Genomic DNA, 14808 nt, shown 5'->3' on the forward strand with positions numbered 1-14808 from the left:
AGGCGCCTTCGCGGCTGGCGCAAGACCCGGAGGCCTCTTCGCCGGCAAGCCGGCTCCTACAGGGGGCTGCGGTTACTTGACGACCTTGCCGACACCACGGCCACGGGGGTCGGAAGCGGTTTCAAGCGCGGTGCCATTGACCCGGATCGCCTGGATATCGCCCATCTCCCAGCCCTGGTCTTCCAGGGTGTAGCCCATGGCTTTGAGCTCATCGGCGACCTTGCCGGTCAGCGGCGCATAGGCGTCGTAGTAGATCGTGTCCTTGGGCAGCAACTGGTGATGCACGCGCTGCGCGGCCACGGCCTTTTCCAGGGGCAGGTGGTAGTCGTAGAGGTTGTTCAGCACCTGGAAGATCGAGGTGAAGATCCGCGAACCACCGGGGGTGCCCAGCACCAGGGTGACCTTGCCATCGCGGGTCACCAGGCTCGGGCTCATGGACGACAGCATGCGCTTGCCCGGGGCGATGGCGTTGGCATCGCCACCCACCACGCCGAAGGCGTTGGCTACGCCGGGCTTGGCACTGAAGTCATCCATCTCATCGTTGAGCAGGAAGCCCGCGCCCTTGACCACCACGCCACTGCCGTAATCCCAGTTCAGGGTATAGGTGTTGCTCACCGCGTTGCCCTGGGCATCGACGATGGAGAAGTGGGTGGTCTGGTGCCGCTCAAGCCCGGGACGCACGTTCTCGGTGGCCGAGATGGCATTCGGGTTGACCTCGGCGGCGCGTTTTTTCAGATAGGCCGGGTCGGTCAGTTGCTTGACCGGCACCTCGGAGAACGCCGGGTCGCCCAGGTAGTCGGCGCGGTCGGCGAACACGCGTTTTTCGATTTCCGCCAGCAGGTGAATGTACTTGGCCGAGTTCAGCTCGACGCCCTTGAAGTCCGCCGCGCGTTCTTCCTTGATGCTGATCAGCTGCGCCAGGGCCACCCCGCCGGAGCTGGGTGGCGGCGCGGTGTACAGGGTGTTGCCACGAAAGGTCACTTGCAGCGGCTGGCGCCACTGGACCTTGTAGTCCTGCAGGTCCTGCTTGGTGATCAGGCCCTTGTCGGCCTGCATCTGCGCCACCAGCAAGTCGGCGGTCTTGCCGCTGTAGAACTCCTTGGCGCCCTGGTCGGCGATGCGCTCCAGGGTCGCGGCCAGCTCCGGCTGGCGGAAGGTCTCGCCGGGCTTCATGCTGCCGAAGTAGTCGCCGAAGTTGGTGCTGCCGTTGAACAGCTTCAACGCATCCTCGCGGTACTGGTACTGCTTGTCGGCCACCTTGAAGCCGTTCTTGGCATAACCCACGGCCGGGGTGATCAGCTCGCTCCAGGGCAACTTGCCGAACTTCTGGTGCGCCTCCCACAGGCCCATCACCGTGCCCGGCACCCCGGCGGCGCGGGCGCCCACCAGGCTGAGGTTCTCGATCACCTCGCCCTTTTCATTCAAGTACATGTCCCGGGTCGCGGCCTTGGGCGCGGTTTCCCGGTAGTCGAGGAAGTACGGCTTGCCGTCGATGTACATCGTCATGAACCCGCCGCCGCCGATATTGCCGGCCTCGGGGTAGGTCACCGCCAGGGTGAACGCGGTGGCCACCGCGGCGTCCACGGCGTTGCCGCCTTTCTTCAGGATTTGCGCCGCGACATCAGCACCGTACTGGTTGGGCGCGGCCACCGCGCCGCCTTCCAGGGTCACGGCCAAGGCCGAGCTGCTGGCGGCGATGGCGGCCGTCAGGGCCAGGGTCTTGAACAACAGAATGCGCATAAGGTCCTTCCTTTTCTTGTTATCGAACGGCAAGAACATAGGCCCGGGATCGCGGTTTGAGCAATCGTCAATTGCAGTACGCCCGTACCAACCCACAGACATAAATGACCGTAGGAGCTGGCTTGCCAGCGAAGGCGATTTCAAGACTTGTGCAAAACCTGGGGGCCCCTTCGCCGGCAAGCCGGCTCCTACAAGGGATAGGTTGCCAGGCGGAGCCGATGCAACCGGGGCATCGGCGCGGGGCCTTCAGCCCTGGAACTCGGGATTGGCGTAGTCCGCCAGCTTGCCCTGGATGAAATCCAGGAAGCACTGGATGCGCAGGGCCAGTTGCGAGTTGCGGTAGTACACCGCGTTGATCGGCTGGCGATAGCCGCTGTTGAACGAGGCCAGCACCGGTTGCAGGCGCCCGGCGCGGATGTCGTCAATGGTCATGAAATGCGACAGGCAGGCAATCCCCTGGCCCTCCAGCGCCAGGTGGCGCAGGGTCTCGCCGCTGGAGGCGCTGATGCCCGGCTGGATCTGCCAGCGGTCGCCGTGCACATGGCGCAGCGGCCAGTGGTTGAGGGTTTCGGTCTGGGTGAAGCCGAGCAAGGTGTGATCGGCCAGATCGGCCACGCTCTGCGGGGTGCCGTGGCGGGCCAGGTAGTCGGGGCTGGCCAGAATGTGCAGCGGGCTGCAGCCCAGGGAGCGGGCATGCAGGGTCGAGTCCGCCAGCACGCCGATGCGGATGGCGATGTCGGTGCTCTGCTCCAGCAGGTCGATGATCAAGTCGTTGCTGTTGAGCTCCAGCTGGATATCCGGGTACAGGCGACGGAACTCGGCCACATGGGGAACGATGGCGTGCAGCATGAAGGGCGATGCGGCGTTGATCCGCAAACGCCCGGACGGGGTGCGCTGGCGCGAGGACAGGCGCTCTTCGAGCTCGTCCATCTGGTCGAGGATCAGCTTGGCCTGCTCGAAGAAGTAGCGCCCTTCTTCGGTCAGGTCCATGCGCCGCGTGGTGCGGTTGATCAGCGTGGTGTCGAGCTTGGCCTCCAGCCGCGACAAGCTACGGCTGACCGCCGAAGGGGTCTGGGCCAATTGCTCAGCGGCGGCGGAAATCGAACCGCACTCGATGACGCAGACGAAGACTTGCAACTCGTCGGATCGGGCTTTCACGGGAGTCCTTTATCAGCGGTGGTGGCCCCCGCAAAACCAGAGGCCGGCCTCAAGGCGCTCAATAGTAGCCGGATTCAGCCCTGCAGATTGAACACCGCCTTGAGGTGCTGCGCATAACGCTGCACATCGCCTTCGATGTTCGGGCGCTTCATCACGTCGACGCAGAGGAAAGTCGGCAAAGCGCTCATGCCGAGGAACTGGTTGGCCTTGTGGAACGGGAAGTACACCGCGTCCACGCCCTTGGCTTCGAAGAAGTCGGCCGGGTCGTCGAAGGCCTGCTGCGGCGCGTTCCAGGTCAGCGACAGCATGTACTGCTTGCCCTGGATCAGGCCGCCGCTGCCGTATTTCTGCGAGGCGTCGGAACGGGTCCGGCCATCGCTGGCGTAGAGGCTGCCATGGCCTTCGGTGAAGACTTCGTCGATGTACTTCTTGACGATCCACGGTGCGCCCATCCACCAGCCGGGCATCTGGTAGATGATCACGTCGGCCCAGAGAAACTTCGCCACTTCTTCCTGGATGTCATACCCCTCGTCGATATGGGTGACCTTGACCTCCAGGCCACCGCGATCCAGCACCGCCAGGGCGGTGTCGTGCAAGGTGGCGTTGTAACGGCCATCGGAGTGGGCGAACTGTTTGGCGCCATTGAGCAGCAGTACTTTTTTCATGATCCGGCCTCATCGGGGGGACAACCCATCGCGCATCGGCAGCGGCGGGCTGTGCAGGTTGCAAACGATGGCGGCAGGTTAATCAGGCCGGGGCCGGAGAATAAGCCCGGGTTGCTCAAAATACATTTGACTAAAACGCACGAATCGACGACCGATCTTTGCCTTAGAATTTTCAGCACCGTCCCCGTCAATGAGTGTTTTGCGCATGTCCACGCCCCAGGCCTTTATCCTTCACGCCAAGACCCGTCCCGAGCGCGCCGACGCCTTCCAGGCGTTCTTCCTGAGCCATGTCGCCGCTAGCCGCGCCGAAGCCGGCTGCATCGAATACCACATGCTGCGGGACCGGGAAGACCCGAGCCTGTTCATCTTCTATGAGGTCTGGGCCTCTCAAGAGGCGCTGGATATCCACTCCGGCCTGCCGCACATGCGGCAGTTTCTCGACGCGCGCATGGACTACCTGGAGCGCGACTTCGAGATCCGCGCCATCGACATGCTCAGCCCGGCCGCGGCTGGCCGCTGAGCCAAAGGTCTAGCCGCTGATCAGCAGGTGCCCGCCCAGCAGGGCCAGGCCGATAAAGAACACCCGCTTGAACAGCAAGGCGCTGATGCGCTGGCGCAACCATTGCCCCAGCCACAGGCCCAACAGCGCCGGGGCCAGGGTCAGCAAGGAAGCCCCCAGCTCTGCGCTACCCAGGGCGCTACGCCACAGCAGGCCGGCGGCCAGGGCCAGGGTCGACACGGTGAACGACAGGCCCAGGGCCTGCACCAACTGATCCCTGTTCAAGCCCAGGGCCTGCAGATAAGGCACCGCCGGGATCACGAACACCCCGGTGGCCGAAGTGATGACCCCGGTGACCAGCCCGCATAGCGGCGCCAACCAACGCTCCTGGGCCGGCGACACGCGCAGGGTCGGCAACAGCAGGCCGCTCAGGGCATACAGCAGCAACGCCGCGCCCAACCCCCGCACCACCCAATGCCCGCCCTCGATGCCCAGCCACAATGAACCGGCGGCCGTGCCGACGAAGATCGCCAGCAACATCGGCCACAGGCGCTTGAGCAAGGCCGGCAGGTGCCCGCCAAAGGCCAGTTGCCAGAGATTGGTCAGGGTCGCCGGAATGATCAGCAAGGCCGCAGCCTGCGCCGGAGCCATAGCCAGCCCCAGCAGCCCCATGGCGATGGTGGGCAGGCCGAGGCCGATCACCCCCTTGACCATGCCGGCCAGCAGGAATGTGCCGATGACCAGCAAAGAAAGGGTCATTCCGAGATTCTGGTAAAACGCGAGAGAGCTGTTCATGGGCCTATCCTGCGCCCTGCACGCCGCGCTGAAAATCTGCCATATACTGAGCCAGCCTCTTGCCAGGCAATAGGCACATGCAAAAACCTATTGCCCGCCACCGCCGTAGGCGCTGGCTTGCCAGCGAAGGCGCGCTCAGGCCCGATGCAAAATCCGAAGGCCGCTTCGCCGGCAAGCCGGCTCCTACAAAAACATCTGCACGGCCTCCGTAAGAGACCCCGTTCGCCGAGGGATGCCCCATGCACTTCGATCTGATCGACCTGCGCCTGTACCTGAATATTCTGGAAGCCGGCAATATCACCGCCGGCGCCGCTCGCAGCCACTTGTCCCTGGCCGCCGCCAGCGCTCGGATCCGCGCCATGGAGGCCTCCCTGGGCATCGAGTTCCTCGAACGCGGGCGCCGCGGCATCCGCCCGACGGCCGCGGGCAAGGCCCTGGCCCAACATGCCCGGACGCTGTTGCTGTACGCCGAACACCTGCAACAGGACCTCGCCGAATACGCCAAGGGAATCAAGGGCCAGGTGCGCTTGCTGTGCAACACCACGGCCCTCAGCGAATACCTGCCGGAGCTGCTGGCGGACTTCCTGCACAGCCATCCGCAGGTCGACATCGAATTGCAGGAACTGCCCAGCCAGCGTATCACCCACGCCCTGCGCCAGGGCGCGGCGGACCTGGGGATCGTCTCCGACGCGGTCGACACCCAGGGCCTGATGACCCGGCCTTTCCGTGATGATCCGCTGGTCCTGGTGATGCCCCAGGATCACCCGCTGAGCCTGCAGCCCAACCCCAGCTTCAACGACACCCTGGCCCACGACTACGTTGGCCTGGCCAGCCATAGCGCCCTGGCGGTGTACCTGGAGGAACAGGCCCTGCACCTGGGACGACGCATGCAATTGCGCGTCCGCGCCGAGGGTTTCGACGCGCAGCTGCGCATGGTCGCCCATGGCGCCGGGCTGGCGCTGGTGCCCCTGGCCGCCCTGCAGCGCAACCGTCACCTGCCGTTGCAGTCCCGCCCGCTAAGCGAAGCCTGGGCCCGGCGCCGGTTGCTGTTGTGCGCTCGTGACTTCGCAACGCTGCCGCTGTATGCCCAAGGTTTGTGCGCGGCACTGCTGCCGCCTTGACTCTCCCCTTAGGGGCAGACTTTAGCCTTGGGGTTTATCCCTCAAGGACCACGGCAATGAGCAAACGCATCCTGGTGATTCTCGGCCACCCCTCGCGCCACAGCCTGTGCGCGGCATTGAGCGAGCGCTATGTGAAGGCGGCACAGGAAGCCGGGCATGACGTGCGCCAGCTCAGGCTCGGCGACCTGCGCTTCGATCCGGTGCTGCGCGAAGGCTACCGGCAGATCCAGCCTCTGGAGGAAGACCTGCAACGGGCCCAGGCCGACATCCTCTGGGCCGAGCACCTGACCTGGGTCTTCCCCATCTGGTGGGGCGGGATTCCGGCGCTGATGAAGGGCTTTCTCGACCGCGTGCTGCTGCCGGGCTTCGCCTTCAAGTACCGCCCCGGCAAGGCCTTTCCCGAGCAACTGTTCAAGGGCCGCACCGCCCACCTGATGGTGACCATGGACACCCCGCCCTGGTATTTCCGCTGGTTCTACCGCATGCCCGGTTTGCAGCAGATGCGCCGCACCACCCTGGCCTTCTGCGGCATCAAGCCGTTGCGCACCCTGACCTTTGGCCCGGTGCTGGACGCCAGCGAAGAACGCAGGGCCGATTGGCTGATGCAGGCGCAGTACCTTGCCAGGCAGTGAAAGCGCCGGATAATGCGCAACGCCGTCCACCGCCCGACGGCCCGGTACTGGAAAAGGAGCCTTCATGTACATCGGCCAAGCCGCGCAACTGTCCGGAACCACGGTCAAGAGCATCCGTCATTACGAAGCCATCGGCCTGTTGCCCGAAGCGCCACGCCAGGGTCGCTACCGCCTGTATGACGCGCAGAGCGTCGAGCAGCTGATGTTCATCAAGTGCGCGCAGCAGTTGGGTTTCAAGCTCAAGGAATTGCAGCAGGTGTTCGCCACGCACCAGGGCCAGGCCTTTCCCTGGGACCGCGCGCAGGCCGCCCTGGCGCAAAAGAGGCGCGAGCTGCAACAGCAGATCGATGATTTGCAGCAGTTGCAGGGCCGGCTCGAAGTCTTCGAAACCCGCCTGCAACAGGCCCGCGAGGAATGCCCCCTGGACAGCCTCTAGGGCGACCCGGGGGGCACGGCCTCAGACCTCGGACAACCCGGCCACCGTCCTCGGCTTACGGAAGCACAGGTAGTAGACCAGGGTCAGCAACAGCAGGAAGGGCACGCCGAACACCAGGGTCATCTTGAACGCCTCGGTGAAGAAGGTGGTGATCATCACCGCCCCCATCAGCACCAGCCCCAGCAGGGTGCTGTAGGGAAACAGGCGCATGCGGAACGACAGCTGCTGCTCGCCGTGGCGCTGGTGATAGCGGCGGAAGCAGTAGTGGGTGAGGAAGATCATGAACCAGGTGAAGATCGCGCCGAACATCGAGATCGCCATCATCAGGGTGAACGAGCTTTCCGGGTACAGCACGTTGACCAGGGTCGCCAGGGCGATGCCGGAGCTGGACAGCAGCAGGGCATTGAGCGGAATCCCGCTCTTGCTCAGGGCGCCCATGGACTTGGGTGCGTAACCGGCGCGGGACAGGCTGAACATCATCCGCGTGGTGATGTAGAGCTGGCTGTTCATCGCCGACAGCGCGGCGATCAGGATCACGAAGTTCATCACCCCGGTGGCCCCGGGAATGCCGATGGTCTGCATCACCGTGACGAACGGGCTCTGGGCCTTGCCGGCCTGGACCCAGGGCACGATCGCCAGCATCAGCGCCAGGGTCAGCAGGTAGAACACCACCAGGCGCACGATGGTCGCGCGAAACGCCTGCTTCACCGCGCGCTGCGGGTCCTTGGCCTCCCCCGCCGCCACCGCGATCATCTCCACGCTCAGGTAACTGAAGATCGACACGATCACCGCGATCCACATGCCCTCGAAGCCATTGGGAAAGAAGCCGCCGTGGGCGCTGTAGTTGTGCAGCCCGTAGTCCGGGTTGCCGGAGCCGAACACCACGTACACCGCGAGGATGATGAAGCCGACGATGGCGGCGATCTTGATGGTGGAGAACCAGTATTCGAAGTTGCCGAAGGTCTTCACGCTGATGGCGTTGAGCAGGATCAGCACGCTGGAGAAGGAGATGATCCACACCCATTCCGGAACGTTGGCGAACCAGTACTTCATGTACATGGCGATGGCCGTGACTTCGGCGCCCACCGCCAGAACGATGGCCGCCCAGTAGGCGTAGCGCACCAGGAAACCGGCCAGCGGGCTGACGTAGAACTCGGCATAGGCGCCGAAGGAACCGGAGGTGGAATGGGCCACGGTCATTTCCGCCAGGCAGCCCATGAGGATCAGGGTGATCAGCGCACCGATGGCGTAGCTCAGCAGCACGCTGGGGCCGGCATAGCCGATGGCATAGGCGCTGCCCATGAACAGCCCGGTGCCGATGGCCCCGCCGATGGCGATCATGCTCATCTGGCCGGCGGTCAGCTGGCGCCTGAGGCCGTGCTCGCGATTGGAAATCGCTTCGAAACCCTTGTTGGAGGTGGTCACTTTGAGTGCCTCTTTATTGTTGTGTGCACGTATGAATCGTTGTGACGGCCCGTCCTTGTGCCGCTGGCCTGGCCGCCGCACAGGGCGGCAACCAGGAGGTGAAGCGCGTCTCAGGTCACGCTGTGACGCACCTGGAACTGCGCCTGGGCCCAGGTTTTCTGATCAAGGATTTCACCGAGAATCTGCACCGCGTCCCAGACCTCACTGAAGCGGGTGTACAGCGGGGTGAAGCCGAAACGCATGATCCGTGGCTCGCGATAATCGCCGATCACGCCCCGGGCAATCAGGGCCTGGATCACCGCGTAGCCTTCGGGGTGTTCGAAGCTCACGTGGCTGCCGCGCTTGGCGTGGTCACGCGGGGTCACCAGCTTCAGGTCGTGACCGGCGCAGCGCTGCTCCACCAGCTCGATGAACAGGTCGGTGAGGGCCAGGGACTTGCGCCGCAGGCTCTGCATGTCGGTCTGTTCGAAGACTTCCAGGCCGCACTCGACCATGGCCAGCGAGGTGATCGGCTGGGTGCCGCACAGGTAGCGCGCGATACCGCTGGCGGCTTCGTAGCGGGTGGCCATGTCGAACTGCCGGGCATGGCCGAACCAGCCGGACAGTGGCTGGGTCACCAGGTTGCACAGGGCCGGTGCGACCCAGGCGAAGGCTTGCGAACCAGGGCCGCCATTGAGGTACTTGTAGGTGCAGCCGATGGCGTAGTCGGCGCCGCTGCGAGTCAGCTCCACCGGCACCGCGCCGGCCGAGTGGGCCAGGTCCCAGATGCTCAGGGCGCCGGCTTCGTGGATCAGCGAGGTGACGGCCTGCATGTCGTGCATGTAGCCGGTCTTGTAGTTGACGTGGGTGAGCATCACCACCGCCACGTCCTGGTCGATCGCCGCCGGCAGTTGGTCCGGGCTGTCCACCAGGCGCAGGGAATAGCCCTGCTCAAGCATCTGGGTCAGGCCCTCGGCGATGTACAGGTCGGAAGGGAAGTTGCTGCTTTCGGAAACGATCACCCGCCGTTCGGGGGCGCGTTCGGCCTGCACCCGCAAGGCCGCGCTGAGCACCTTGAACAGGTTGATGGTGGTGGTGTCGGTGATCACCACTTCGCCGCTGCCGGCGCCGATCAGCGGGGCCAGGCGGTCCCCCAGGCGCTGGGACAGATCACGCCAGCCGGCGCTGTTCCAGCTGCGGATCAGGCCGTCGCCCCACTCCTGCTCGATCACTTGCCGGGCCCGCTCCAGGGCGGCCACGGGGCGCGCACCCAGGGAGTTGCCATCGAGGTAGATCACCCCCTCGGGCAAGGCAAACTGTTGGCGCAGCGGCGCCAGTGGGTCCTGTTCATCGAGACGCAGGCAGTGGTTTTTATCGATCATTGGAAGTCCTGTCTTGGTCAAGGTCATGTACGCCTGGCACGGGCCGGGCACGGGGTCTGGGCGACCCGCAAACCCAGGAAATAATGGACGAAGCCAGCTAGAATTTTCGTGCAAAGTGCAGCGCGCTACCGTACTAATCTCGAATAAAATTCTAATCCTTCAATAAAAAACGCGGATTTATGCCAGCCATGACCCTCGACTCCACCGACCTGCGCATCCTCTACTTCCTGCAACAGGATGGACGTATCAGCAACCAGGAACTGGCGGAGAAAGTCGCCCTCTCGCCCTCGGCCTGCCTGCGCCGCCTGCGCATGCTCGAAGGCGACGGGATCATCAGCGGCTACCGCGCCCAGCTCAATGCCGAGCGCCTGGGGATCGAACTGGAAGCCATCGTCCACGTGTCCCTGCGCCAGGACGTCGAAGGCTGGCACGAGACGTTTATCGGCAAGGTCCAGCAATGGCCGGAAGTGGTGGCCGCCTACGTGATCACCGGCGCCAGCAACTACGTGCTGCGGGTGCAGGCGCGCAACCTCAAGCACTTCTCGGATTTCATCGTCAATCACCTGAACCGCGCGTCGGGGGTCACCGACATCCGCTCGGAAATCGTCCTGCAGAAGATCAAGGAGCAGGACGGTCTGCTGGATCTGGTGCTGCGCAAGTAGTCCGCCCTAGAAACCCACCGGGCGCCGTGCCGGATGGCGCTGCGCGGTGGCGCTGGGCGCCTCGTCGAACAGCTTGCGGTACTCGGCGGAAAAACGCCCCAGGTGAGTGAACCCCCAGCCCAGGGCGATCTCGGAAATATTGCGCGCCGCGCCGTGTTCGAGAATTTCCTGGCGCACGCCGTTGAGCCGATGGCGCTTGAGATAGGCCATGGGCGACAGGGCGAAGTATTTGCGAAAGGCCTCGAACAGCTTGAAGCGCGAGACACCGGCGGCGGCTTCCAGGTCCTCCAGGTGCACCGCTTCACGGGCATGCTCGTGCAGGTACTGGCGGGCTCGCACCAGGTAATGCGGCAGCTTGACCCCGAGCATCGCCCGCAGCTCGCTGGAATAGTTGTTGGGCTGGGCCAGGATCAGGCCCTTGATCAGCGAGCTTTCTATTTCCCGGGTAAAGGCCAGCTGTTCATAGAGCTCGTTGCCCTGGTTCAGTTCGCCGATAAAGTGCTGGGCCATGCGCCACCAGGCCGCGGTGGCCCCCTGCCGCGCGTCCATCGCCGCTTCGAAGCGCAGCGGCTGCTCCACCGGGCGTTGCAGCAGGGCCTCCAGGGCTTCGCTCATGGCCGGCCGGGAAATCACCACCTGCAGCTTGCGACAGTCGCCGGAGATGGCCAGCACCTGGCTTTCGTTGGGGGCAATGATCACCCCCTGGTCAGGGTCCGAACGCAGCAGCCGACCGTCCTTGCTCAGTTCCTGTTCGCCGCACAGGGGCAGGCTCAGGCTGTAGCTGCTGAAGCGCTCGGTGTCCTCGATATCGACGATCACATCAGTGCCGTACTCGATGATGCCCAGGGTCGTGGAGCGCGACCTGAGCACGTTGGCACTGTGGTGAAAACGGATCCGTTCGGGGGTCGCGGTTTCCAGGCGGTGCGGTCCACAGATACCCGACATCCAGCTCCTGGCCCCTTCGAGGTCATAGCGATCGATACGAATCTCGCGAAACAGCCCATCAGCCTTGCTATTCATCACGGCGCACCCACGGCAATTGTTATTCAGCGCGCTCTGACGGCGCGTCTTGTGTGACAGGGCAAGTTTTGCGCCAGCCGGCAACGCTGCCAACCCAGTGGATAGCAATCGCCCACTAAGTGGATAACCCGACCCCATCGTCCTCATCCGGCTGGGCTCACAGTAGCCGATCGGCGCCCCGGGATGCAGCCGTCGATCGCCGATCCGCGCAAAGGTGGGTCGCAACTACCCAGGCAATTTTATGGATGGCCTTGGCCGACTAAGCGGATAGCCACCGGCGCCCCGCACTCTCTCTAATGACTGCACCCGATTGACCTGAATAAAAAAGGTACCGACTCATGAGTGGTGCAAGAAGCGTCGAGCAGTGGCAAGACTTCATCCACGGCTGCCTGGATTTCCGCCCCGCGGACGGGGTGTTCCGGATCACCCGGGAGATGTTCACCGAACCCGAGCTGTTCGATCTGGAGATGGAACTGATCTTCGAGAAGAACTGGATCTACGCCTGTCACGAAAGCGAACTGCCCAACAACCACGACTTCATCACTATGCGCGCCGGGCGCCAGCCGATGATCATCACCCGCGACGGCGAGGGCCGGCTCAATGCCCTGATCAACGCCTGCCAGCACCGCGGCACCACCCTGACCCGGGTCGGCAAGGGCAACCAGTCGACCTTCACCTGCCCGTTCCACGCCTGGTGCTACAAGAGCGACGGGCGCCTGGTGAAGGTCAAGGCGCCGGGGGAATACGACGAAGGCTTCGACAAGGCCACCCGCGGCCTTAAAAAGGCCCGCATCGACAGCTACAAGGGCTTTGTCTTCATCAGCCTGGACGTGGCCGCCGACAACAGCCTGGAAGACTTCCTCGGCGATGCGCGGATCTTCTTCGACATGATGGTCGCCCAGTCGCCCAACGGTGAGCTGGAGGTGCTGCCGGGCAAGTCCGCCTACACCTACGACGGCAACTGGAAGCTGCAGAACGAGAACGGCCTGGACGGTTATCACGTCAGCACCGTGCACTACAACTACGTGGCCACGGTGCAGCACCGCCAGCAGGTCAACCGTGACAACGGCACCGGCAGCAGCGCCACCCTCGACTACAGCAAGCTCGGCGCCGGCGACGCCAGCACCGACGACGGCTGGTTCGCCTTCGAGAACGGCCACAGCGTGCTGTTCAGCGAGATGCCCAACCCGGCAGTGCGTTCCGGCTACGCCAGCATCATGCCGCGCCTGGTACAGGAGCACGGCCAGGCCAAGGCCGAGTGGATGATGCACCGCCTGCGCAACCTGAACATCTACCCCAGCCTGTTCTTCCTCGACCAGATCAGCTCCCAGCTGCGAATCATCCGCCCCATCGCCTGGAACAAGACCGAGATCATCAGCCAGTGCATCGGGGTCAAGGGCGAGAGCGACGCCGACCGGGAAAACCGCATCCGCCAGTTCGAGGATTTCTTCAACGTCTCGGGCATGGGCACGCCGGACGACCTGGTGGAGTTCCGCGAGGCCCAGCGCGGCTTCCAGGGACGCCTGGAGCGCTGGAGCGATGTCTCGCGCGGCCATCACCGCTGGGCCACCGGCCCCACCGCCAACAGCGAGAACCTGGGCATCCAGCCGGCCATGACCGGCACCGAGATCACCCACGAGGGGCTGTACGTCAACCAGCACCGCAACTGGCAGAAATTCCTCCTCGACGGCCTGCAGCGCCAGTCCCTGAAACTGCGTGAGGTATGAACATGAATGCGCAATTGCAGTACCAGATCGAGCAATTCTTCTATCGCAAGTGCGAACTCTGCGACGCCCAGGACTGGGACGCCTACCTGCAGCTGTTCGCCGCGGACAGCGAGTTCCACCTGCCGCAATGGGACTCGGAACACGTCTACACCCGGGACCCGAAACGCGAGATGTCGCTGATCTACTACGCCAACCGTTCGGGGCTGGAAGACCGGGTGTTCCGCCTGCGCACCGGCAAGGCGGCCTCGACCATTCCCATGCCGCGCACCCTGCACATGGTCAGCAACCTGCGCATCGCCGAGGGCGACAACGGGCTGCTGCAGGTGCGCCTGAACTGGCACACGCTGTTCTACCGCCTGGCCACCTCCGAGGACTTCTACGGTCACGCCACCTACGACCTCAAGCCCCATGGCGACAGCTGGCTGATCCAGCGCAAGCACGTGCTGCTGCTCAACGACACGATCAACTCGGTGCTCGACTTCTACCACCTCTGACTCGACGGACATCTCTTCATGACGCACAAGGTCGCGTTCAGCTTTGCCGACGGCAAGACCCTGTTCTTCCCGGTCAAGGCCAATGAAATACTGCTCGACGCCGCCCTGCGCAACGGCATCAAGATCCCCCTGGACTGCCGCGAAGGGGTCTGCGGCACCTGCCAGGGCCGTTGCGAATCGGGCCTGTACAGCCAGGACTATGTGGACGAGGAAGCCCTCTCGCCCCAGGACCTGGAGCAACGCAAGATGCTCACCTGCCAGACCCGGGTGCAGTCGGATGCGGCGTTCTACTTCGACTTCGATTCCAGCCTGTGCCACAGCGCCGATCCGCTGCGGCGTACCGGCTCGGTGATCGACGTGCGCCAGGTGTCGGACAGCACCGCGATCCTGCACCTGGACCTGGGCAGCAGCGAGGCGCCGCTGGAGTTTCTTCCCGGCCAGTACGCGCGCCTGCGGATTCCCGGCACCGACAGCAGCCGCGCCTACTCCTTCGCCAACCGGCCGGGGGCGGACAACCAGTTGCTGTTCCTGATCCGCCTGCTGCCCGACGGGGTGATGAGCAACTACATTCGCGAGCGTTGCCTGGTGGGCGACAGCATCGAGCTGGAGGCGCCGCTGGGGGCCTTCTATCTGCGCCAGATCAGCCGGCCGCTGCTGCTGGTGGCCGGCGGCACCGGGCTGTCGGCACTGCTGGCGATGCTCGAACAGATCGTCGAGCAGGGCTGCCAGCAACCGGTGCACCTGTATTACGGCGTGCGCCAGAGTGCCGATCTGTGCGAACTGGAGCGCATCCAGGCCCTGGGCCAGCGCCTGCCGGGGTTCCGCTTCACCCCGGTGATCAGCGACCCCGACCCGGACTGGTCGGGCAAGCGCGGCTACATCACTGAACACTTCGACAGCAGCGAACTGCGGGACAACGACACCGACTTGTATGTCTGCGGACCGCCACCGATGGTCGATTCGATCCGAATCTGGCTGCAAGAACAGCAACTTAACCGCGTTCAGCTGTATTACGAGCGGTTCACCGAGAGTAATATCTGATCCCGTCAGCATTGAGCCGCGATCGGTCCCGT

At 64.2% G+C, this 14808-nt stretch carries 14 protein-coding genes and 1 pseudogene; 8 read left to right on the top strand and 7 right to left on the bottom strand.

Going from position 1 to position 14808, the window contains the following annotated elements:
• Positions 1–72 precede the first annotated feature (72 nt).
• The 3 genes from ggt to GWQ44_RS20525 form a co-directional block, all read right to left on the bottom strand.
• On the bottom strand, positions 73–1740 hold the full coding sequence (ggt, locus tag GWQ44_RS20515) for a gamma-glutamyltransferase (protein ID WP_275928163.1): 1668 nt from the start codon (positions 1738–1740) through the stop codon (positions 73–75).
• Positions 1741–1986: 246 nt separating this feature from the next.
• On the bottom strand, positions 1987–2898 hold the full coding sequence (locus GWQ44_RS20520) for a LysR family transcriptional regulator (protein ID WP_275928164.1): 912 nt from the start codon (positions 2896–2898) through the stop codon (positions 1987–1989).
• 74 nt (positions 2899–2972) lie between these two features.
• Positions 2973–3563, bottom strand: a complete 591-nt coding sequence (locus GWQ44_RS20525; RefSeq protein WP_275928165.1) for an NAD(P)H-dependent oxidoreductase — start codon at positions 3561–3563, stop codon at positions 2973–2975.
• A 205-nt stretch (positions 3564–3768) separates the two neighbouring features.
• Here GWQ44_RS20525 and GWQ44_RS20530 point away from each other — a divergent pair, with 205 nt between their 5' ends.
• On the top strand, positions 3769–4083 hold the full coding sequence (locus tag GWQ44_RS20530; RefSeq protein WP_179598298.1) for a putative quinol monooxygenase: 315 nt from the start codon (positions 3769–3771) through the stop codon (positions 4081–4083).
• A 9-nt stretch (positions 4084–4092) separates the two neighbouring features.
• On the opposite strand, the gene GWQ44_RS20535 is transcribed toward GWQ44_RS20530, so the two are convergent.
• Positions 4093–4857 carry a sulfite exporter TauE/SafE family protein gene (locus GWQ44_RS20535; protein ID WP_275928166.1) on the bottom strand — a complete coding sequence of 255 codons (765 nt, stop codon included), beginning with the start codon at positions 4855–4857 and terminating at the stop codon, positions 4093–4095.
• A 239-nt stretch (positions 4858–5096) separates the two neighbouring features.
• On the opposite strand from GWQ44_RS20535, the gene GWQ44_RS20540 reads away from it, so the two are divergent.
• The 3 genes from GWQ44_RS20540 to GWQ44_RS20550 all read left to right on the top strand — a co-directional run bounded on the left by GWQ44_RS20540 (position 5097) and on the right by GWQ44_RS20550 (position 7046).
• Positions 5097–5978, top strand: a complete 882-nt coding sequence (locus GWQ44_RS20540) for a LysR substrate-binding domain-containing protein (RefSeq protein ID WP_275928167.1) — start codon at positions 5097–5099, stop codon at positions 5976–5978.
• Positions 5979–6034: 56 nt separating this feature from the next.
• On the top strand, positions 6035–6610 hold the full coding sequence (locus GWQ44_RS20545) for an NAD(P)H-dependent oxidoreductase (RefSeq protein ID WP_275928168.1): 576 nt from the start codon (positions 6035–6037) through the stop codon (positions 6608–6610).
• Between the two features lie 64 nt (positions 6611–6674).
• The gene (locus GWQ44_RS20550; protein WP_016964413.1) at positions 6675–7046 is read left to right on the top strand and encodes a MerR family transcriptional regulator; all 372 of its coding nucleotides are present in this window, start codon (positions 6675–6677) and stop codon (positions 7044–7046) included.
• On the opposite strand, the pseudogene GWQ44_RS20555 reads toward GWQ44_RS20550, so the two are convergent.
• Positions 7043–8471, bottom strand: a pseudogene (locus GWQ44_RS20555) (amino acid permease). The gene GWQ44_RS20550 and the pseudogene GWQ44_RS20555 overlap by 4 nt on opposite strands.
• A gap of 110 nt (positions 8472–8581) precedes the next feature.
• Entirely contained in the window at positions 8582–9832 is a 1251-nt protein-coding gene (gene kynU, locus GWQ44_RS20560; protein WP_275928169.1) for a kynureninase, read from the bottom strand.
• A gap of 188 nt (positions 9833–10020) precedes the next feature.
• Between kynU and GWQ44_RS20565 the strand changes: the two genes are divergently transcribed.
• Positions 10021–10494: an Lrp/AsnC family transcriptional regulator gene (locus GWQ44_RS20565; RefSeq protein WP_016964416.1), complete on the top strand. Its 474-nt coding sequence runs from the start codon at positions 10021–10023 to the stop codon at positions 10492–10494.
• A gap of 6 nt (positions 10495–10500) precedes the next feature.
• On the opposite strand, the gene GWQ44_RS20570 is transcribed toward GWQ44_RS20565, so the two are convergent.
• On the bottom strand, positions 10501–11514 hold the full coding sequence (locus tag GWQ44_RS20570) for a helix-turn-helix domain-containing protein (RefSeq protein WP_047301592.1): 1014 nt from the start codon (positions 11512–11514) through the stop codon (positions 10501–10503).
• Between the two features lie 338 nt (positions 11515–11852).
• On the opposite strand from GWQ44_RS20570, the gene antA reads away from it, so the two are divergent.
• The 3 genes from antA to antC are packed head-to-tail and all read left to right on the top strand — an operon-like array spanning position 11853 to position 14776.
• Entirely contained in the window at positions 11853–13241 is a 1389-nt protein-coding gene (antA, locus tag GWQ44_RS20575; RefSeq protein ID WP_275928170.1) for an anthranilate 1,2-dioxygenase large subunit, read from the top strand.
• A 2-nt stretch (positions 13242–13243) separates the two neighbouring features.
• On the top strand, positions 13244–13735 hold the full coding sequence (antB, locus tag GWQ44_RS20580) for an anthranilate 1,2-dioxygenase small subunit (protein WP_275928171.1): 492 nt from the start codon (positions 13244–13246) through the stop codon (positions 13733–13735).
• Between the two features lie 18 nt (positions 13736–13753).
• On the top strand, positions 13754–14776 hold the full coding sequence (antC, locus tag GWQ44_RS20585) for an anthranilate 1,2-dioxygenase electron transfer component AntC (protein WP_047301588.1): 1023 nt from the start codon (positions 13754–13756) through the stop codon (positions 14774–14776).
• Positions 14777–14808 lie beyond the last annotated feature (32 nt).

The organism is Pseudomonas sp. 3MA1 (assembly GCF_029237275.1).
GTDB lineage: Bacteria > Pseudomonadota > Gammaproteobacteria > Pseudomonadales > Pseudomonadaceae > Aquipseudomonas > Aquipseudomonas fluorescens_AP.